This is a genomic window from Clostridium beijerinckii, assembly GCF_018223745.1.
GTDB classification, from domain to species: Bacteria; Bacillota; Clostridia; order Clostridiales; family Clostridiaceae; genus Clostridium; species Clostridium beijerinckii.
Genome location: NZ_CP073653.1, coordinates 524,759 through 544,709 on the forward strand (window position 1 = coordinate 524,759; position 19,951 = coordinate 544,709).

General features: G+C 27.4%; 20 protein-coding genes, 2 tRNA genes and 1 riboswitch. Of the genes, 17 read left to right on the forward strand and 5 right to left on the reverse strand.

Annotated features, from left to right (window positions below; translation table 11 throughout):
- Nucleotides 1–59 precede the first annotated feature (59 nt).
- On the forward strand, nucleotides 60–872 hold the full coding sequence (locus KEC93_RS02570) for a Cof-type HAD-IIB family hydrolase (RefSeq protein WP_023974872.1): 813 nt from the start codon (nucleotides 60–62) through the stop codon (nucleotides 870–872).
- Between the two features lie 243 nt (nucleotides 873–1,115).
- Here the strand turns inward: KEC93_RS02570 and KEC93_RS02575 are convergent, their stop codons facing one another.
- Complete coding sequence (locus KEC93_RS02575) at nucleotides 1,116–1,925, reverse strand: IclR family transcriptional regulator (protein WP_039773878.1); 810 nt, start codon at nucleotides 1,923–1,925, stop codon at nucleotides 1,116–1,118.
- A 243-nt stretch (nucleotides 1,926–2,168) separates the two neighbouring features.
- Here KEC93_RS02575 and kduD point away from each other — a divergent pair, with 243 nt between their 5' ends.
- From kduD to KEC93_RS02610, 7 genes are all read left to right on the forward strand, one after another.
- Nucleotides 2,169–2,951 carry a 2-dehydro-3-deoxy-D-gluconate 5-dehydrogenase KduD gene (gene kduD, locus KEC93_RS02580; RefSeq protein WP_039773877.1) on the forward strand — a complete coding sequence of 261 codons (783 nt, stop codon included), beginning with the start codon at nucleotides 2,169–2,171 and terminating at the stop codon, nucleotides 2,949–2,951.
- 136 nt (nucleotides 2,952–3,087) lie between these two features.
- Nucleotides 3,088–4,035, forward strand: a complete 948-nt coding sequence (locus KEC93_RS02585) for a sugar kinase (protein ID WP_023974874.1) — start codon at nucleotides 3,088–3,090, stop codon at nucleotides 4,033–4,035.
- Between the two features lie 89 nt (nucleotides 4,036–4,124).
- Nucleotides 4,125–4,751 (forward strand): bifunctional 4-hydroxy-2-oxoglutarate aldolase/2-dehydro-3-deoxy-phosphogluconate aldolase, encoded by a 627-nt coding sequence (locus KEC93_RS02590; RefSeq protein ID WP_039773875.1) that lies wholly within the window; start codon nucleotides 4,125–4,127, stop codon nucleotides 4,749–4,751.
- 305 nt (nucleotides 4,752–5,056) lie between these two features.
- Entirely contained in the window at nucleotides 5,057–5,446 is a 390-nt protein-coding gene (locus KEC93_RS02595; RefSeq protein WP_011967812.1) for a bacteriohemerythrin, read from the forward strand.
- Nucleotides 5,447–5,609: 163 nt separating this feature from the next.
- Nucleotides 5,610–5,727: riboswitch (FMN riboswitch) on the forward strand.
- A gap of 190 nt (nucleotides 5,728–5,917) precedes the next feature.
- Nucleotides 5,918–6,499 (forward strand): ECF transporter S component, encoded by a 582-nt coding sequence (locus KEC93_RS02600; RefSeq protein WP_011967813.1) that lies wholly within the window; start codon nucleotides 5,918–5,920, stop codon nucleotides 6,497–6,499.
- A 779-nt stretch (nucleotides 6,500–7,278) separates the two neighbouring features.
- Nucleotides 7,279–7,440 (forward strand): rubredoxin, encoded by a 162-nt coding sequence (rd, locus tag KEC93_RS02605; RefSeq protein WP_023974876.1) that lies wholly within the window; start codon nucleotides 7,279–7,281, stop codon nucleotides 7,438–7,440.
- 196 nt (nucleotides 7,441–7,636) lie between these two features.
- A complete protein-coding gene (locus KEC93_RS02610) occupies nucleotides 7,637–8,401 on the forward strand; it encodes a DeoR/GlpR family DNA-binding transcription regulator (protein WP_011967815.1) in 765 nt (254 codons plus the stop codon).
- Nucleotides 8,402–8,553: 152 nt separating this feature from the next.
- Here the strand turns inward: KEC93_RS02610 and rimI are convergent, their stop codons facing one another.
- Genes rimI through tsaE form a run of 3 tightly spaced genes read right to left on the reverse strand, consistent with a single transcriptional unit; the run spans nucleotide 8,554 to nucleotide 10,186 of the window.
- Nucleotides 8,554–8,994: a ribosomal protein S18-alanine N-acetyltransferase gene (gene rimI, locus KEC93_RS02615; protein ID WP_011967816.1), complete on the reverse strand. Its 441-nt coding sequence runs from the start codon at nucleotides 8,992–8,994 to the stop codon at nucleotides 8,554–8,556.
- Nucleotides 8,994–9,728 (reverse strand): tRNA (adenosine(37)-N6)-threonylcarbamoyltransferase complex dimerization subunit type 1 TsaB, encoded by a 735-nt coding sequence (gene tsaB, locus KEC93_RS02620; protein ID WP_077870048.1) that lies wholly within the window; start codon nucleotides 9,726–9,728, stop codon nucleotides 8,994–8,996. The genes rimI and tsaB overlap by 1 nt, the downstream gene beginning before the upstream one ends.
- Nucleotides 9,725–10,186, reverse strand: a complete 462-nt coding sequence (gene tsaE / locus KEC93_RS02625; protein ID WP_011967818.1) for a tRNA (adenosine(37)-N6)-threonylcarbamoyltransferase complex ATPase subunit type 1 TsaE — start codon at nucleotides 10,184–10,186, stop codon at nucleotides 9,725–9,727. Before tsaE ends, tsaB begins: the two co-directional genes overlap by 4 nt.
- 447 nt (nucleotides 10,187–10,633) lie before the next feature.
- On the opposite strand from tsaE, the gene KEC93_RS02630 reads away from it, so the two are divergent.
- The 3 genes from KEC93_RS02630 (at nucleotide 10,634) to KEC93_RS02640 (ending at nucleotide 12,387) form a co-directional block, all read left to right on the forward strand.
- Nucleotides 10,634–11,536 carry a metal ABC transporter substrate-binding protein gene (locus tag KEC93_RS02630; protein WP_077869001.1) on the forward strand — a complete coding sequence of 301 codons (903 nt, stop codon included), beginning with the start codon at nucleotides 10,634–10,636 and terminating at the stop codon, nucleotides 11,534–11,536.
- 187 nt (nucleotides 11,537–11,723) lie between these two features.
- A tRNA-Trp gene (locus tag KEC93_RS02635) sits at nucleotides 11,724–11,798 on the forward strand.
- 208 nt (nucleotides 11,799–12,006) lie between these two features.
- A complete protein-coding gene (locus tag KEC93_RS02640; RefSeq protein WP_077869000.1) occupies nucleotides 12,007–12,387 on the forward strand; it encodes a RidA family protein in 381 nt (126 codons plus the stop codon).
- Nucleotides 12,388–12,485: 98 nt separating this feature from the next.
- On the opposite strand, the gene KEC93_RS02645 is transcribed toward KEC93_RS02640, so the two are convergent.
- Nucleotides 12,486–13,553 carry an NAD(P)H-dependent flavin oxidoreductase gene (locus KEC93_RS02645; protein ID WP_017213011.1) on the reverse strand — a complete coding sequence of 356 codons (1,068 nt, stop codon included), beginning with the start codon at nucleotides 13,551–13,553 and terminating at the stop codon, nucleotides 12,486–12,488.
- A 252-nt stretch (nucleotides 13,554–13,805) separates the two neighbouring features.
- Here KEC93_RS02645 and KEC93_RS02650 point away from each other — a divergent pair.
- From KEC93_RS02650 to KEC93_RS02670, 6 genes are all read left to right on the forward strand, one after another.
- Nucleotides 13,806–13,880: transfer RNA gene (locus KEC93_RS02650), tRNA-Trp, on the forward strand.
- 354 nt (nucleotides 13,881–14,234) lie between these two features.
- The gene (locus tag KEC93_RS02655; RefSeq protein ID WP_039770333.1) at nucleotides 14,235–15,251 is read left to right on the forward strand and encodes a hypothetical protein; all 1,017 of its coding nucleotides are present in this window, start codon (nucleotides 14,235–14,237) and stop codon (nucleotides 15,249–15,251) included.
- A gap of 214 nt (nucleotides 15,252–15,465) precedes the next feature.
- Complete coding sequence (locus tag KEC93_RS02660; protein ID WP_011967823.1) at nucleotides 15,466–15,657, forward strand: alpha/beta-type small acid-soluble spore protein; 192 nt, start codon at nucleotides 15,466–15,468, stop codon at nucleotides 15,655–15,657.
- Nucleotides 15,658–15,888: 231 nt separating this feature from the next.
- Nucleotides 15,889–17,022 carry a metallophosphoesterase family protein gene (locus KEC93_RS02665; protein WP_077868999.1) on the forward strand — a complete coding sequence of 378 codons (1,134 nt, stop codon included), beginning with the start codon at nucleotides 15,889–15,891 and terminating at the stop codon, nucleotides 17,020–17,022.
- Nucleotides 17,012–17,134, forward strand: coding sequence for a hypothetical protein (locus tag KEC93_RS26645; protein ID WP_023974886.1), 123 nt, complete (start codon nucleotides 17,012–17,014; stop codon nucleotides 17,132–17,134). The genes KEC93_RS02665 and KEC93_RS26645 overlap by 11 nt, the downstream gene beginning before the upstream one ends.
- Nucleotides 17,124–19,859 carry an AAA family ATPase gene (locus KEC93_RS02670; RefSeq protein WP_077868998.1) on the forward strand — a complete coding sequence of 912 codons (2,736 nt, stop codon included), beginning with the start codon at nucleotides 17,124–17,126 and terminating at the stop codon, nucleotides 19,857–19,859. Before KEC93_RS26645 ends, KEC93_RS02670 begins: the two co-directional genes overlap by 11 nt.
- Nucleotides 19,860–19,951 lie beyond the last annotated feature (92 nt).

Here is a 19,951-nt window from a genome sequence, read left to right on the forward strand (position 1 = left end):
TTCAATAAGCAATTATAAGTAATTTGACGTTTTATTATAAATAGTTAGGGGATGAGTCTATGGATAAATTTGGAATGATATGTTTAGATATTGATGGAACCTTGTTAAATTCAAATCATGAAGTAACTGAAAAGGTGAAAAGTACTATAAATAAAGTTGCAAATAATAAGAAAATACCTGTAATTTTAGTTTCAGCTAGAATGCCAAAAGGAATAAGGTTTCTTCAAGAAGAACTTGGAATAGAGGAACCAATTATATGCTATAGCGGTGCTTTAATCTTAGATAAGGATAATAGTGTATTGGCTAGTGAGGCAATTGATGTTTCTAATTTTGAGAAAATATATAAGTTAACAAGTGAAAATAACATTCATATGAGTTTATATAAGGATGATGAATGGTATATAGAAAAATTAGATTATTGGGCTAAACAAGAAAGTGAAATAACTAACATCATTCCTAATATTATTGATTTTAATAAATTAATAGAACAATGGAAAAGAGAAGGAGTAGGACCAAGTAAGATTTTATGTATGTCTAATCCAAAGGAAATAAACTTCTTAAAAGAAAATATTTATGGTAATGATTTAAATATATATCCTTCAAAGTCGACATACTTAGAAATTATGCCTATAAAAGCATCAAAAACATCTGCAATCACCTGTCTACAAAAGAAATTCGGTATAGATAAATCAGAAATAATAGCAATGGGAGACAATTATAACGACATTGATATGTTAGAGTATGCAGGAGTTGGAATAGCGATGGGAAATGCTCCGGAAGACGTGAAGAGACATGCTGATGATGTAACCTTAACTAATGATGAAGATGGGGTAGCAGAAGCACTGATAAAATATGTTATCAACAAGAAATAAAGAAAATGTTTTACAGCCGTTTTATTTAGAACTTTCATAAAATTCTTTTTTTAGAGATGAATAAGCATAGATAATAAGTATAAAAAAATTTAAGTTTAACTCATGTTATTTAATTTATGTGAAATAGAAATGAATTACATATATTTGTGTAATGTTTATTTATAAACTTAAGCAAATGTATGTAATTTATTTCAATTCCAGCCTTTTTATATTTGAAATTTATTAGTTTTTTATTTAAAAAATTTATTTTATATCTGTATAATATGCATATCCCATAAGTCTACTAATATTTTTAGCGACATTCATAAATTCCTCTTTGTATTTTAGTAAATCATCCATAGTATTAAAGAGTGTTACGGATGAGAGACTGGTTGCAGCAATAATTTTATTGGTTCTATCAAAAATAGGAACAGCTATGCATATAACACCCGTATCGTATTCGATATTGTCTAATGCATATAGGTTCTTTCTTATAACATGAATTTCTTCTATAAGAACATTTATATCAGTTATTGTGTTCTCTGCATATTTTATGAATTCTGTATCTTTTAATAATTCTCTTATTTTATCATCAGAATATTGAGATAATATCAATTTACCAGAAGCAGTACAATAAATAGGCGCTTTTTTTCCTATACTAGAAGACATTACTATATTTCTACTAGTATTTTCGGAAGATACCTTATCTACATAAATTATGTTAGTAAATGACTCGTCAGGAATACAAAGATGTATGACTTCATCAAACTTATTAGCAAAGTCATATATATGAGGCCTAGCGACATTTATTAAATCCATACTATTTGTTATAGAAGAAGATAAGTTAAGAAGCTTAATTCCTAATTGATATTTATCGTTTTCTGCATTTTGCGTAACATATTCTTTATATTTTAAAGTTGTAATTATTCTATGTATGGTACTCTTGCTTAAACCTAAATTTTTTGACAATTCAGCAATTCCACATCCTTTTGGATATTCGGCTAAGCAATCAAGTATATCAAGAGCACGTTCCACCGATTGAACTAAGTTTGGATTGCTTAAATCCTCTGACATATAAAATCCTCCTAAATAGTTTTATCTTTATACTACATTGTAATGTTTAATTTTAATTTTAACAAATAAAAAGTTAAAAATTTTATTTTTATACCAGTATCATTGACAATTGTAAGTGATGATATTAGAATTAAGATAATAAATGAAACGGAGTTCCACAATACGGAACGATGGCGTGTATTGAAAAAATTTAATAATACATGTAAGGATGGAAATATTTATATGGAAAGGAGAGAATAGATAATGGAAAACATTTTGAATCAGTTTTCAATGGACTTTTTTAGATTAGATGGAAAAGTGGCAATAGTTACTGGAGGAAATACAGGTCTTGGACAAGGATATGCAGTTGCATTAGCTAAGGCAGGAGCAGATTTAGTTATTTCTACCCACGGTGATAATTGGGATGATACACGAGAATTGATAGAAAAAGAAGGTAGAAAAGCGGTATTCGTGAAAGCAGATTTAACACAAAAAGAAGGAAGGAAAGATGTGATTGATTCTGCGATGAAATTTTATGGGAAGGTAGATATATTAGTAAATAACGCTGGAACCATAAGAAGAACACCTCTTCTTGATTATAAAGAAGAAGACTGGAACGCAGTTATGGATATTAATTTAAATGCTGTATATTTCTTAAGCCAAGAAGTTGCTAAAATAATGGTTAAACAAGGATCTGGTAAAATAATAAATATAGCGTCTATGTTATCATTTCAGGGTGGAAAGTTCGTGCCTCCATATACAGCAAGTAAACATGGAGTTGCAGGTATAACAAAGGCATTTGCTAATGAATTAGCGAGTAAAAATATTCAAATAAATGCGATAGCACCTGGATACATAAAGACAGCAAATACTGAACCAATAAGGGCAGATAAAGAAAGAAATGCAGAAATACAGGGAAGAATACCAGCAGATAGATGGGCAGAACCATCTGACTTAATGGGAGCGGTAGTGTTTTTAGCAAGCAGAGCATCTGATTATGTTAATGGTCATATTCTAGCAGTTGATGGAGGATGGTTAGTAAGATAATCAGTATTCAAAATTATATATAAATATTGACTAAAATTTAAAAATGGCCTTATCAAAAGTATGAATATAGAAATCTATCTCTAACTTATTTGGTAAGGTTAAAAACAAATATATAGTGAAAGTGGTGTATTTATTTATGGACGTAATTACTATAGGAGATGCAATGATTGCAATGTGCCCTCAAGAAAAGGGACCAATAATATTTTGTGACACATTCAAAAGAAAAGTAGGTGGAGCAGAATTAAATGTTGCAATGGGATGTGCAAGATTAGGGTTAAAATCTGGATGGATAAGTAGATTGGGAAATGATGATTTCGGAAAATATATACTAAAGATTGTAAGAGGTGAGGGGATAGATACATCAGAGGTACAACTTGTTGATGGATATCCAACTTCAGTATATTTTAGAGAAGTTTTATCTGATGGATCAAGTAGATCATTTTATTATAGAGAAAAATCTCCAACTAGTACAATGGATGCAAAGAAATTGAATGAAGAATATATAAAAAATGCAAAAGTTCTTCATATTACAGGAGTTTTTCCTTCAATAACTGAAAATAATAGAGAAGTTATATTAGAAGCAGTAAAATTAGCTAAAAAGAATAATCTTATAATATCATTTGACCCAAATATTAGATTAAAGATGTGGACTAAGGAAGAAGCAAAAGACTATATAGAAAAACTTTTACCTTATGTTGATATTCTTTTAATAGGTGATGAAGAAATAGAGATATTATTGGGAGATACAAATATAGAAGAAGCAATAAAAGTTTTCCATAACAAAGGAATAGAAAAAGTGATAGTTAAAAAAGGAGCCAAGGGAGCTATAGGTTCAGATGGTAAAAATATTTATGATATTGAAGCTATTAAGCCAAAAGCTTTAGTTGATACAGTAGGTGCAGGAGATGGATTTGCAGCAGGATTTTTAACGGCCTTATTAAAAGGTAAGTCACTAGAAGATTGTGTTAGATTTGCAAATGCAGTTGGATCATTAGTTGTAGGTGTCGAAGGCGATAATGAGGGACTACCTTACTATGATGATGTTTTAGTACATTTAGGACAAGCAAAGAAAATAGAACGTTAAGAAATATATATTTGTATTTAATAAAGTATTTTATGAATGATGTAGATTAATTTTAAATAAAATAAATTAAAGATGAGGTGTAATAAATAATGTTTGAAAAAATTTATAATACATTAAAAGAAGAAAAGGCAGTAGCTGTTATTAGAACTAAAACATATGAAGAAGCAAAAGAAATAAGTATAGCAGCAATCGAAGGCGGAATGAAAATTATAGAGGTAACTATGAGTGTGCCAAATGCGCCAAAGTTAATAAAAGAATTGAAAGAAGAATATAAAAATGCTTGTGTTGGTGCAGGAACTGTGTTAACAAAAGATGCTGTAGATGCATGTATCGAAAATAATTCTGATTTTATTGTTTCTCCTTGTATAGATGAAGATGTAATTGCTTATGCAAATCAAAGAAAAGCATTAATAATTCCAGGATTAATGACAATGTCAGAGTTAAATAAGGCTTACAAATTAGGTTTAAGATTTATCAAAGTATTCCCAGGCAATGTTGTTGGAAAGGCATTTATAGGGGCAGCAAAATCAATATTCCCAGACCTTAGCGTTATGCCTACTGGAGGAGTAAACAAAGATAATATAAGTGAATGGATACAAGCAGGAGCAGATTGTAGCGGTATAGGTAGTGATTTAAATAAAGTTTATAAAAGCAACGGTGTTACAGGTGTAAAAGAATATTGCGCAGATGTTATAAGTAAAGTTAAAAATTTATAATTTTCAGTAAAGATTTAAAGCACTTAATTTTATTGATTAAGTGCTTTAAATCTTTTTTTTATTAATGATTTTCTGAGCTATTTATAAAATAGTTATGTTAAAAGGCAGATTGTTTTAGAAAGCAACAGATACTATTAATATTATTTAAAATGTAGGGTTAAATAATATCAATTTGCAATTTATATTTAGAAATTTATCTATTGAATAAAAGGCTAAGTGTAGTGACTTTATATTAAAAAAATGATATATTAATAAAAAATGAACCGAGTATGATTAAAATAATGAGTAGAAAGAAGGTATTATACATGTATGAAATGAAGGAAGAATACAAAATCGGAATTGATCAGATTGATGAGCAACACAAAAAGCTTTTTGAATTAGCAGATCAAGCTTATACGCTGTTAAAAGATGAATTTGCAATTGATAAGTATGATAAGATAATACATATTATGGACGAACTGAAGGATTATACAATTTTTCATTTTAAATCAGAAGAAGAATATATGAAAAGTATAAACTATAAAAGACTCTTTACTCAAAAGATTGAGCATGATAAATTTATTAAAAGTCTTGAAGAAATCGATTATAAAAATATTGATGAAAATCAAGATGAAAGTTTAATAAAACTTTTGAATTTTTTAAATGATTGGTTAACAGAGCATATATTAAAAACCGATAAGCTTATAGGAGAATAATATAATTATAATAAAACGGTTAAATTTTTATTATAATTATTTTGCGGTGAGGGTGAGATATAGAAATCTTACTCTTTTTTTATTAAAAATTTAGAAATGTAAAAAGTGCTCAAATAGATGTTGCAAAGTATTGATTAAAGTTATATAATAAAGAAAATAAAATATATATCTTCAGGGCAGGGTGTAAATCCCTACCGGCGGTATAGCCCGCGAGCTTTTAAGAAAGCAGATTCGGTGTAACTCCGAGGCCGACAGTATAGTCTGGATGAAAGAAGGTAACCTATTAGGAATTGAAAGTTGATTTATTATTACTTGCTGAATGTATGCCCTGATGTATTTTACATCAGGGCTTTTTGTTTTTTTTATTAAGTATTGCAAATAGTTCAGGAGTAACTAATGTACTAAGAATACTTTGGCACTAAATTCCTAATAAGCTACACCAAGAAGATAATCTTTTGGGAGGCAAAGAATATGAATGAAAAAACAAGTAAATTAATCAAAATCTCTTTATTATCAGCAATTGCAATTATACTTATGTATTTTGATTTTCCAATAATACCTGCGTTTCCATGGCTTAAGATAGATCTAAGTGATGTACCAGCATTGTTGGGTGCTTTTGGATTTGGTCCTGTAGCAGGGGTGATAATAGAATTAATAAAAAATCTTTTGGTTCCATTAATCAGAGGAAGTCAAACAGGTTTTGTTGGAGAGACAGCAAACTTCTTGTTTGGAGCAGCATTAATTTTACCAGCATCATTTATCTACTATAGAAATAAGAATAAGAAAAATGCAATATTAGGAATGATAATAGGTGGAATTGCAATGGAGGCAATGGGAATCGTGGGTAACATATATTTATTATTGCCAGCTTATGGGATGAAGATGCCAGCGGATATGTTACAGAATTATGTTTGGGCATTACTAGCTTTCAATGGAGTAAAGGCGGTTATGGTGTCGGTATTAACATATATTCTATACAAAAAAGTATCTGTTTCAATTTTTAAGGTTGAACCAAACTTTGGCAGTCCAGAAAATAAGACAAAAATTGTATAATTTTAAAATAATATAAGCAGAAAAAGCTGTAACAAAATAATTCGAATTTTGTTACAGCTTTTTATTGTATATTGGTTGGTATATAAATTTAATGTTATATATAAACATTAATATTAAATTGATTTTTAACATGATTATTAAATAAGCTAAAGATGATTACTCATTTAATATCAGATCAAATTTTAATAGCAACTATTCACATAAAGACGAGTGCTTTCTCCTTTTAAATTTTATAATTTAGATTTAATTTGGCATAATGGTTATAATAATATATAAATAATTAACGTTAAACAGATAGATATATTATAGTTTTTATATGTATTAATATTTATTGTTCAAAAGGTTATAAAATAAATTCATATGATAGAAAATTAAAATTAATTAATAATAATTATTGATTAATAATGAATTATTTGCTATTATATATATAGAAAATATTTAAACACTAAAAAAGATATTTAATGATCAAGTGAATATAAAAAAATGAGATTACAATAATTTATGATAGTATGTGAAATGCAACAAGATAGATGGCTAAATGTATATCATAAGGAATAACAAGTAATAATAGAGAGAGGTAGTAGTTAAATTATTAACTCTGCAAGAAGTCACAAAAATGATATAATTATAGAAACTTTTAAACTAAAGATCGTTCTAATTAGCTCATCGCAATAAATGCAGAAGCGCTTAATTGATATATATTTTACAAGATGATAAATTAATATAGTAAGATATGTATTTATTAATATTTAATTATCAAATCTAAGGGAGGTTTTTTTATGGAAAAATATATTTGTACAGTATGTGGTTATATTTATGATGAGGCAGCAGGTGATCCAGATAATGGAGTTGCACCAGGAACAAAATTTGAAGATATCCCAGACGATTGGGTTTGCCCATTATGTGGAGTTCCAAAATCAGATTTTGAAAAAGAACAATAGTAGATATTGTTTTAATTTAAATTTGACTATATAATTATTTTAGAAAATTTATAAATAAGAATAAAATATTTAAAAACAATAGATATAAGGGGCTATCAAAATAATTTTATTATATTTTGAAAGTCCCTTATAATATATTTAGATTAATTATTTACCACAAGGTCCTAAATAATAAAAAATGGGAGAATGCATAGATATGTTTACAGAAGAGAGACTAAACGAAATATTAAATATTCTAAATACATATGGAAAAGTTAAAGTTAAGGATTTAAGCAAAAAGTTTAATGTGACAGAAGATTGTATTAGAAAAGATTTAAAACAACTGGAGCATGCAGGAAAGCTGAAAAGGACGTATGGAGGTGCGATTCAAATAAGGGAATCATCGCAGTTGTATGACATTTCAGAAAGAGAGAAGATAGATATTTCAACTAAAAGCATAATCGCTAAGAAAGCCTTAGAACTAATACAAGATAGGGAAACTATATTTTTAGATTTATCAACAATTAATATTCTTATAGCTAAATCTATTTTAACAACTCAAAAAAGAATAACTGTAGTAACCAATATGTTGGAGATAGCAAATATTTTAGCAAAGGCAGCCAATAATATTACTGTTGTAGTTGCATCTGGAGTTTTAAATAAATCTCTTAATGGTTTTATTGGATCTTCAACTAATGATTTTATTAAAAAATATAAATTTGATAAATCTTTTATAGGAAGTTGTGGAATTGATGCCTTTGATAAAAGTATAACTACTTTTGAAATTGAGGATGGAATTACTAAGGCCACAATAATACAATCGAGTAAAAAGACATTTTTAGTTATGGAGAACAAGAAATTTTTTGTAGATGGTAATTATAAATTTGCAATGATTGATGATATAAATGCTATAATAACGGATGAAAAGCCTAATCAACCAATTATAGATGTGTTAGAAAGTAATGAAATTGAATTGATATAGAATATAAGTAAATCAATTATTAGAGGTAGTTTTTTGCTGCATATAAATTGATGATAAGTGTAAAGAGACAATTTATGCAATTTGAACATAATGATTGCATGAATTGTCTCTTTGATATGTTTACCTAAGCACAGAAATTTGTAATTGAGATATTACTCCTTTAACCACATTAAAATAGCATCTTCCTTGTTATCTTCATAGTACCCTTTTCGAATTCCCTCTTGTTTAAAGTTATATTTTTCATAAAGGGCTTTGGCAGCGGCATTACTTTTTCTAACTTCGAGAGTATATGCTACACACCCTTGAGATTTACAATAAGATAGTAATTCTTCTAGGATTTTAGAGGCTATTCCTTGTTTTCGATAGTTTGGATGTGTTGCTATGTTTGTTATATGAGCCTCATCCAATACTATCCATGTTCCAGCAAATCCTACAACTTTATTATCAACTTTAGCAACAAAATATTTAGCAACAGGATTGGTTAGTTCCTGCATATAAGAATTTTTGCTCCAGCATATAGAAAAGCTCAACGAGCTTATATCTAAAATTTCATCTATATCTTCTTCTTTCATTAAATTTATAGCTATATTCACTATAATCTCATCCTTTGCTCGTATTCTCTTTCAGCCTGAGATTTTTTGAGATAAACCGGAGCAGAATTTGGATCGTCATATTCTCCGTTCTTTAATAGTGCACTGCCTATTTCACCTAATGAAGAGGCACGAATTAAATTAAGGTGATTAGGAGGAAAATATGAATTTGGACAATTATCAATCAAATAATCTTTATATTTATCAACACCATCGCCTATAAAAATAACTTTTTCATTTTTGGATTTAATTATTTCTATAAGTTCATCAATATCCAATGCTGAATAATCTAATAGACGTTCCAATTTTATAGGTAAATTTGAAGCATTATTGTTACTGCAGCAAGTATATTCTCCTTTATATAGTGAAGTATAAACACTATTTCTTAAAGCATCCATTATAGGGCATATTATACCATCGAAATTAGATACGCTAAATGCAAGTGCATCTAAACTAGAAACACTAATGTAAGGCTTGTTACTTCCCAAGCTAAGACCTTTTATTGTTGCCATGCCTATTCTAAGTCCAGTAAATGAACCGGGACCCTTCGAAATAACATAGCCATCAATATCATCAATACTTAAGTTGTTATTGTTTAGCAACTCTTGAATTATAGACATTAGTATTATAGAGTGTTCTTTCTTATCGTTTAATGTAATTTCTCCAAGTAGTTTATCATCTTTCATCAAAGCAGCAGTTGCCACTTTAGAAGATGAATCTACGGCAAGAATAATCATATTTTCAACTCCTTTATATAATCATATCTTTTTCCATAAGCATTTAGCGTGATTTTTCTATAATCTTCGCCTTTGCTGTAATCTTTCTTTATATCTATATGAAGTAAATCATTTGGTAGAATTTCTTCTATATAATTTGCCCACTCTATTATTGATACTGCATCTGAAAATATATAATCATCAAATCCAATTGCATATATTTCATCAGGATCACTTACTCTATAAACATCGAAATGATTGAGCTTTAATCGACCGCTATCATATTCGTTCACTATAGTAAATGTTGGACTAGTAATATTATCGTTAATGCCTAATCCTTTAGCTATGCCCTTTGTAATATGAGTCTTACCTACACCTAAATCACCAGTTAAGCAGATTATATCACCGGCATTTAATAATTTGCCTAAATTTATTCCTAATTTAGCAGTATCATCTACATTATAAATTTCAAATTCCATGAAGTGCCTCCTTTAAGTGAGAATTAATTCTTATTAATTAGAATTTTATATCAATAACTTACATATAGTTATTATGTATAGAACCTAATAATTGTTAAATCTAAAAACTCTCATCTTTTTATTTTATCTCAAAATTGCATAAAAGCAAATTAATAATGTATTAACTAATTTAATTATATAAAACAGGAAATAAGCATTCAAAAAAATGTAATAAATTTGTATATATTTATTTTAAATTAGTTGGTATAATAAGAATAGGTATATGCTAAAATTTAATTAACAGAGTAATTACTGAGGTAACATATGTAACTCAATATATATAAAGTGAATTATTTTATGTTTAACCTAATAAATGTTAATTAATAATTAACTTAAGAAATTAATTACAGTACATATTAAAAAGAAAGTTATAAATGAAGTCAGTTAAATTTTGGAGGTGACTTGTCTTTGAAGAAAATTACCTTTGCCATGGTGATAATAACCATAGCATTGTCTTTTGGTATGAGTTTTTTTTCAAATCCTTTATTAGCTAATACTGAGAATAATAGAACTGAAAGCAGAGATAAATATCTAAATATAATGATAGTTAATAAACCACAATATTATATGGTTAAAAAAATTATAAAGGAAAAGAATAATGCGGAGTATATGTTTACTAATGAGAAAGATATTAGTGAATTTAAATATAGTGAAGATGTTTTAAATAATATATCCAATATGGATTTATTTATATATTCTGGCACATCTTTTGAACCATGGAGTGATTCACTAATTAGTGAATTGAAGAAAGGAAGCCTTGGGATAATAAATTTAGCTAGAGGCATAAAATTATTAAATTATGGGCATGATAATGACACTAAAGAAAATCCTTACTATTTTGAAGGTATAGAAGAGTATAAAATAGCATTATACAATGTAAAGGCAGCTATTCAAGATAGAGACCCTCAAAATAGAGATTATTATGAGGAAAATTATAATGAAGCTATCAAAAATTTTGATACTAGCATAAAGGAATATAGTGAGAAAATAAAATCCTTAAGTGAATATAAATTTATTACATTAAATAATGATTTTGATTACTTAACTAAGTCTTTAAATTTAAACACTATTCAGCTTGATAATCATGAGTTAAGTGAGTTCATAAAAATTAATAATTTAGATCCTAAAAAGATAATAATAATAGTTGATGGTGAAAAAGGAACGAAATTAGATTTGTCAGGTTATAATACTATAAAGTTGTGGAAATATTATGGAGATATGTCTTTTGATGATTTGATTTTATACAATATAAAAGAATTATCAAAATGGGCTAAACCCAATGAAGTCGTAAATTCCAGTAATGCAAAATAGAATTACTTATTTTGGAGTTATATATCTTTTTATTATTAGATGTGATTATATACTGCACTAAAGAATTTGCAAATTTTGAATATAAATATAAAGTATTTTATATTTAGTGTAGTTTTATTTTCACGATAATTAATTATAAAAATATGTTGCTTTCTTTATAGATATGTTATATAATGATTATTGTCTTAGGGGTATGGCTCAACGGTAGAGTAGTGGTCTCCAAAACCATTGGTTGTGGGTTCAAATCCTACTGCCCCTGCCACAAAAATCGTAGTACATTGTACTACGATTTTTTTATATAAAAAAATTTGATTACAACAACAAAGAATTAGGATCATAAGGAAATCCGTATTTATAATACTTAATTTTCCCTATTAGAGATATGAATTTAAATCAATAGATATAAATAATGATGGTATTAATAAAAAGTAAATTAATATAACTTAATTTTGATTTGGAGGGATTATAAAATGTTAGAAGTAACAAATACAAAAAAGGCACCAGCAGCAATTGGACCATATTCTCAGGCAATAGGATTTGGAAATATATTATTTACATCAGGACAAATACCGTTGGATCCATCAACTGGTGAGGTTGTAGGAAGTAATATAAAAGAGCAGGCAACTCAAGTAATGAAAAATATATCAGCTATATTAGAAGCTAATGATATTAATTTTGAAAATGTAATTAAGACTACTTGCTTTATTGCAAATATGAGTGATTTTGCTAACTTTAATGAAGTATATGCTAAGTATTTTATTAGTAATCCAGCGCGTTCATGCGTTGCCGTAAAGGAGCTTCCTAAAGGAGTATTATGCGAGGTTGAAGTAATAGCTTTCAAAAATGTATAGTTTATAGATGAAATGCTAAAATAATATTATTGTAAATAAAATAGACTATCTCAAAGATATCCTCGTGATAAGGAAGTTCTTTGAAATAGTCTATTTTTTTAAGCTTTCTTAATTTCAGATACTAATTCATCCATAAGCTCTTTCACTGTTGTGATTTTTGTTATTCTGCTTGCATTTTCACCGCAGAATATGAGACCTTCATCAAGGTTACCCTTTACTGCATTTATTAAAGCTTTGCTTATACAATAAGGTGTATTAGCAGGGTTGCAAGGTGTTAAACAATTATAACAATGAGTTATTTTCTCTCTCTCAGAGCTAGTTCTTTTTACAAATGTATTCTTCATAGCTCTACCTGGCATTCCAACGGGACTTTTTACTATTTGAATATCATCTTTGTTACAATTAACATAGGCATTTTTAAATTCATCCGAAGCATCACATTCTTCAGTTGCTACAAATCTCGTTGCCATTTGAACGCCGCTAGCACCTAATTTTAAATATTTAGCAATATCATATCCATCAAAAACACCGCCAGCAACTACTACTGGAATTTCTTTATTATACTTTTCAGCGTACTTCTTTGTTTCATTTATTATATCTACAACAGATTTATCAAAATCTAAATTTTCATCTTCTAACTCTTCAACTTTAAAGCCCAAATGACCGCCGGCTTTTGGTCCCTCAATTACAACAAGATCTGGAGCTACATTATCGTGCCTATCCCAAAGTTTCAAAATTACTTTTGCTGCTTTTAAAGAAGAAACTATTGGTGCAATCTTTACAGAGGAATTCTTTACTATTTTAGGTAACATAGTAGGAAGTCCTGCACCAGAGATTATTAAATCAACTCCAGCTTCTATTGCAGTTTTTATATGATCTTCATAATTATTAGTTGCTACCATAGCATTAATACCTATAATGCCATTTACTGCTTTAGCTTTAGCAATAGTAATATGTTTTTTTAAAGCCCTTAAATTCGCCTCTAAAGGGTTCTTTTCAAAGTCATCTTCATTATAACCAAGTTGTGCAGCAGAGATGATTCCAATTCCACCAGCATTAGCAACAGCAGCAGCTAAATTAGAAGATGAAACACCAATTCCCATACCCCCTTGAATAATAGGAATAGGAGCAACTAAATTTCCAATTTTAAGAGAATTAAAATTCATTTTACATATATCCTTTCACGAAAAATTCGACAATAAAATATTTTGACTATCAAAGTATTATATTTTATTATAAAATAATATGAGTAGTTAAACAAGAAGTATTTAAAAAAACTACTATTTAGTTAAGTTTGTTTGGTGCATTGGGGTGTTAAGATTATTATAATAATTTATTGATTTGAATGATTACTAAAAATTAAAATAATAAAATTGTTGACATAAATGATAAACACATGATACAATACTTAATGTCTTAGGGGTATGGCTCAACGGTAGAGTAGTGGTCTCCAAAACCATTGGTTGTGGGTTCAAATCCTACTGCCCCTGCCACAAAGGTCGTAGTACGTTGTACTACGGCTTTTTTATGTACAAAAATGTATGGCTTATAAAAAAATATATTTTAGAGTTACAGAAATGCATCTGATTGGTTTGTATATTTGTGTAAATAATTAGCTAAAAATAAGTAAAAAGAGAATAATTTAGTATAAAATGTAGAAAATAACTTGACCTTTCCCAGAAAAAGTATATAATTTTATTAATATAATGAACTATATGTAAACATAAATAATTATGTATTTATAAAAACTATTTTGTGTCTTGTGAATGAGCTATTATAAAATACATTCAATATTTGAATATTGAAGACATATTATGGTAATAATCCATTGTGAGGTGGAATACGATATGAATAAATTAGTTTTGCTAAACGAAGTTAGAAAAAAAGGAATAGAGAATAAAAATAGATTGGCAAAATCAACTAATAATACTATTAATGAAAAAGAAAGCAATAAGTCCTATATATCTTTTAGAGAGAAGTTTAATTGCTTCAAAGAAGATGATGAAGCTAATAACTCGAAAATAAGATATAATGAGGAATTCAATAAGAATGGTGGTATAAAGAACCTAAATAAAATTATTGAGAGAATTTTTTTGTTAAATAATACAACAATAATTGAGCTTGTAAATTCATTATATAATGATGATTTAAATATGGATGCGAGAATGAAATATAATAAGACTAAAAAAAATATAGATATAAATGAAGATATTAAGTTAGAAGATTCAAATTATGATTTGAAGATACTAGCAGAAGATGAGTATAGGAAGTTTGAATACAGGGTACAGTTTCACGCTAACGATGCTGAAAATATAGCAATAATGATAACTAAGGTAAATTTATCGAATAATAACAATGTAATAAGCCTTAATGCAAAAAAGAGGAAAAGTGTAAATAAAAGTGAATATGCTTTGAAGGATAAGTATTCTAAATCCATGATAATATTGAATTCCAATATTGAAGTTCCTGATGTGTATCCAATTAAATCAGAAGCTAAGGAAAAAAATCTAGATTATACAATTAATATAATCAAAGGATGGAAATATGATTTTAAGCAATTAAGCGAAAAAAACATGTATTTACTATTTCCATTAAAAGCATTAGATATTAGAAAAAGATTATTAAATATGAAAGAAGACTTAATGTCAAAGGATTTAATTAAAGATGAAGTGTATAGATTCTTTAAGGATATGAATAAGTATTTACAAAGAGGCAAGGCTGATAATTTAATTACAGATAAAGATATTATTGAATTGAATTCAATAACCATTGATTTGCTAAATTCTTTTATTAAAGATAAGAGTGATATATTTACTGATATAAAAAGAGATATAGAAACAACATTTAAAGAGATAGTTGTATAGAATAAATTGAATTTAGTAGTGCAATAGTAAAATCGATAAATTTATATTGAGTAGAGATTCCTATTTTAATATTTAATAGAGGATAAATATTGAAGAATGTCCTTATATTAATGAGAATAATAAATAATCGTAAGGTTAAAATACTATTATCGGTAGATAAAATTTTTAGAGTTTTGTTTACTGATTCTATCAATTAGCCGAGGAGGGGATCGTTATGTCAAACAACAATAATAGGACATTAGTTCCAGAAGCAAGACGTGGCTTGGAAAAATTCAAGGACGAAGTAGCTCAAGAACTAGGAATACCATTTAAAGAATACAATGGTAACTTGAGTTCTAGACAATGTGGTTCAGTAGGCGGAGAAATGGTAAAAAGAATGGTAGAAGAATATGAACATAGAATCTAATGAAATTTTATAATTTAATATTGTTTCTATGTATGTTAGGATAATCTAATCATATTCTAAAAAATGGGAGATGTATTATACAAAGGTATAATACATCTCCTGTTTTTTGAGTAAATATTATATAGAGGTTTGAATTATAAACGTGCATAATAATCATTTTGGACTGTTCGCAAATTTCGTGGTAAAATTAGAACAAAAGTTCGTTATATAAAAAAGTTTAGGTGTGATAGTATGAGAAAAATTAAAATTTTACATATAGCAGATATACATTTTGATACTCCTTTTAGTGGAATGACACCAAAGCTAGCACTAAAGAGTAAAGAAGAATTAAAACAAGTTTTTGAGAACATAATGCTAATAACTTTAAATGAAGAAATAGATATTTTACTAATAGCAGGAGATGTATTTGATAATTTATCTGTAAAGAAAACTACACTTCATTTTATAAAAAGCTGTTTTGAAAATATTAGCAAGGTAAAAGTTTTTATAAGTCCTGGAAATCATGATCCTTTTAATGAAAAATCTTTCTATAGCATTGTAGATTGGCCAAGTAATGTTCATATTTTTAAAGGAAGTGTTGAAAAAGTAATATTAGAGGATTTAAAGACTGTTGTTTGGGGAGCTGGGTTTAATACCACACATGTCAGTAAATCCTTGTTAAAAGATGTTGAAAGAATCAACGGATATAACAACATAATGGTTATACATGGAGAAGTTTCTAGTGTAAAGGAAGGAAATAATTACAATCCAATTATGGAAGAAGATATAATTAAAAGCGATTTGGATTATATAGCACTAGGACACAGACATAAGTTTTCGGAAGTTAAGAAGATAGGTAACACATATTACAGTTATAGCGGATGCCCTCAAGGAAGGGGGTTTGATGAGCTTGAAGAGAAAGGAATAGTATTCTTAGAGATTAAGAATAGATTTGTAGAAAGCCGGTTTATTAGAACATCAGTAAGAAATTACTATGAGAAGGGAATAAATATTGACGGGTGCTTTGGATATAACGAAGTAAAAAATAGAATTATATCAGAAATACCTAAGGATGGTAGAAAGAATAATTTTTATAAGGTTATTTTAAAAGGGCAAATATCTGATGAATTTTCATTAAGTGAAGAATTACTTGAAGAACTACTTAAAGATGAATTCTATTTTGTGAAGATTATTGACAAAAGTGAAATTAAGTTAGATATAACCGAATTGATAAAAGGGTACTCATTAAAAAGCATATTTGCAAAAAAAATATATGAAGAGCTACAGAATGTTACAACGGAGGAAGATAGAGAAATTATTTCTTTGGCTTTAAAGATAGGAATTCAAAGCATCTCAGGTGAAGAGGTAAGAATTAATGAGATGTAAATTGATTAAAGAGAGATTTATAAATTATAGAATTAATACATTCGAAAATAGTATCGAAAGAAATTGTATTCAAGTAAATTTTATGAAAGAGGTGAAAGCTTTTGATAGTTAAAAAAATAAATATAAAAGCTTTTGCAGGGATTAAAGATAAAAGCCTAGATTTAAGCAGAGGATTCAATTTAATTTATGGAAAAAACGAAAAGGGAAAAAGTTCAATTGAGAATTTTATCAAGATATGGCTGTATGGGATTGAAAATTCTAGAAGTAAACTAAACGATAGAAAAAGATACATGCCTCTATCTGGAGAGAATATTTCCGGAGAATTAATAATAGAAAATGAAGGAAAAAGCTACATTATAAAAAGAAGATTTGGTATAACAAAAAAAGAAGATGAATGCGAAATCTTAGATGAAATAACGGGAGAGAGCTTACAAATAGAATATAAAAATGAGCCGGGAAGGTATTTCTTCGATATAAATTTATCTACTTTTATGAAGACGTTATTTATAGGACAATTAGGAGTAGTTATATCCAAAGATAAAGAAGAAGAAATAATGGAGAAGCTAACCAATGTTTACAATGTTGGAGATGAAAATACTTCTGTAAAAAAAGTAATTGAGAAATTAGAAAAGAAGAAGAAGCAATTGCTAGGAATAAGAAAAGGTGGAGAGATTGATTTATTAAAAGAGAAAAATAATTCACTAAAAACAGAGTTATGGGAAGCATATAAATTAGCTGAAGAAAACGTGCAAAATGAGGAAAACTTATTAAGGAAGAAAGATGTTAAAAGCAACATAAAAGAACAAATTCAAAAGCTAGATTTATATAAAAAGTACATTAAGAAGATAAAACTTCAAAAAGACTACAAAGAAATAAGTAGCTATTTAGTTAAAGGGGAGCAGCTTAAAAGAAAACAGGATGCAATAATCGAAGAACTTAAAAAGGGTGAGGAATATATAACAGCTGAATATTTGGATGAAATTAATGAAAGGTGTGCTAGATATCTAAGTCTATTAGACGTAAAACAAGAAAAGTTAAATAAACTTTATAAATCAGAAGAAGAATTAAGAGTAAAAAACGAAAAAATGATAAATTATAAAGTTTTTTCTTCGATGGGAAGTAATGTAAAAGAAAAAATATATACATTAAAAGTTGACCAGAGGAATTTAGAAGAAAAACTTAATGATATCATAAATATAAAAAATTCAATAGCTGGATTCAAGATGGATATAAGCAAGCAGGCTTCTAGCATTAGTAACTTAGATTTTATAAAAAATAATAGAGAAGAAATAGAGAGATTACTTAATTCTTATAAAGAGGGATTAAAGGAATTAAAATATAAAATGGAGAATCAGGATTATAGTAAGTCGGAAGGAGACTTAAATAGCTTAAATAAAAAAATAAATTGTATTTATTTTATTGGAGCAATTTGCATTTCTGCTTTTATATACAGTATATTGAAGCAAATAATTCCCATTATGATTATATTTATACCTATATTTATCATAATAGGAATAGTATATTTCAAATATTCCTTATTAATTAAAAGTTCAGAGATTTTTAGGAAAAATAATATATCAATTGATGAGCTAAAAGAAAGAATAGAAGAATATGAAAAAAGATTAGATGTTTATATAAAGAAAACTAATTCAGTATCTTATGAAGATTTTATTAGTAAGATAAATCAATATGATAAGTATATAGATTATAAAGATAATATGATTTTATTAATAAAAAATAAGGAAGAGGAGATTAACAGATACGATATTACTAAATTAAAATCAAATTATAATAGAAATAAAGGTGTGATAGCATCTTTGTATAATGTTTTAGGATGCAAGTCTTTAGATGAGGTGCTAGAACAATTGGAATTCTATGAAAAACAAAAAGAAGAAATACTTATAAAGGAATACGAGATTAATACAATTAATCAGGATATAGAAAATATAAATGAACAATTAGCCGATAAAGATGATGAGATAAGAAAAAAAACTCATGTACTTGGATTAGAAAATATAGAAATAGTAGATATGCATGTTAAGTTGAGAGAGTATAAAGAAAAAATAAATAAAATGAATGAAATTAAAAGTGCATTGAAAAGTGTAGAGGAAACATATAAGGTTTTAATAAAAGATAGAAATATAGATGAAATAAAGGAAGAAATGAAACAAATTATTAGTCAGGACATAAACTATTCTTATGAATCTGAAGAAGAAATAGACTCAGAGATTAGAGCGAAGTCTAATGAATTGTTGAAAATCGAGAAGGAGATAAAGGATTTAGAACATCTTATAGAAAAAAGGTATTTAGGTAAAAGGGAAATTTCAGAGATAGAAGAAGAAATATTAATGAATGAAGAAAAAACTAAAAAGTTGGAGAAAGAATTTAAAGCATTAGAGTTAGCTAGTAATTTGATTCAAGAAGCATTTGATGAGATAAAAAAGAATATTGGACCAGATATGAATAAGAAAATTATAAAGAAATTTAATTTCTTAACAAATGATGATTACGAAGAAGCTAAGATATCAGAAGACTATAAGTTAAAGATTAGAAATAAAGGAATACTATTCGAAGGGGAAATACTAAGCAATGGTGCTAAGGATCAACTGTATCTAGCATTAAGGTTATCATTTATAAATATGTTGTTTAAAAATAAAAGAATCCCAATATTTTTAGATGATGCTCTTGTCCAATATGATGATGAGAGAAGAGAGCGGGCACTAAATCTTCTTATGGATGAAAATTTTGAGCAAGTTATTTTCTTTACATGTCAAAAAATAGAAAAGATTATTCTTGATAGAAATAAGTATGATTATAACTTAATTAATTTGAATTGATAATACTATCCTAAATTAATATTTAACTAATCTTGACATATTTAAACTTTAACAGTAATATTATAAACAGAGTTGCAAATGCAAATCAGATG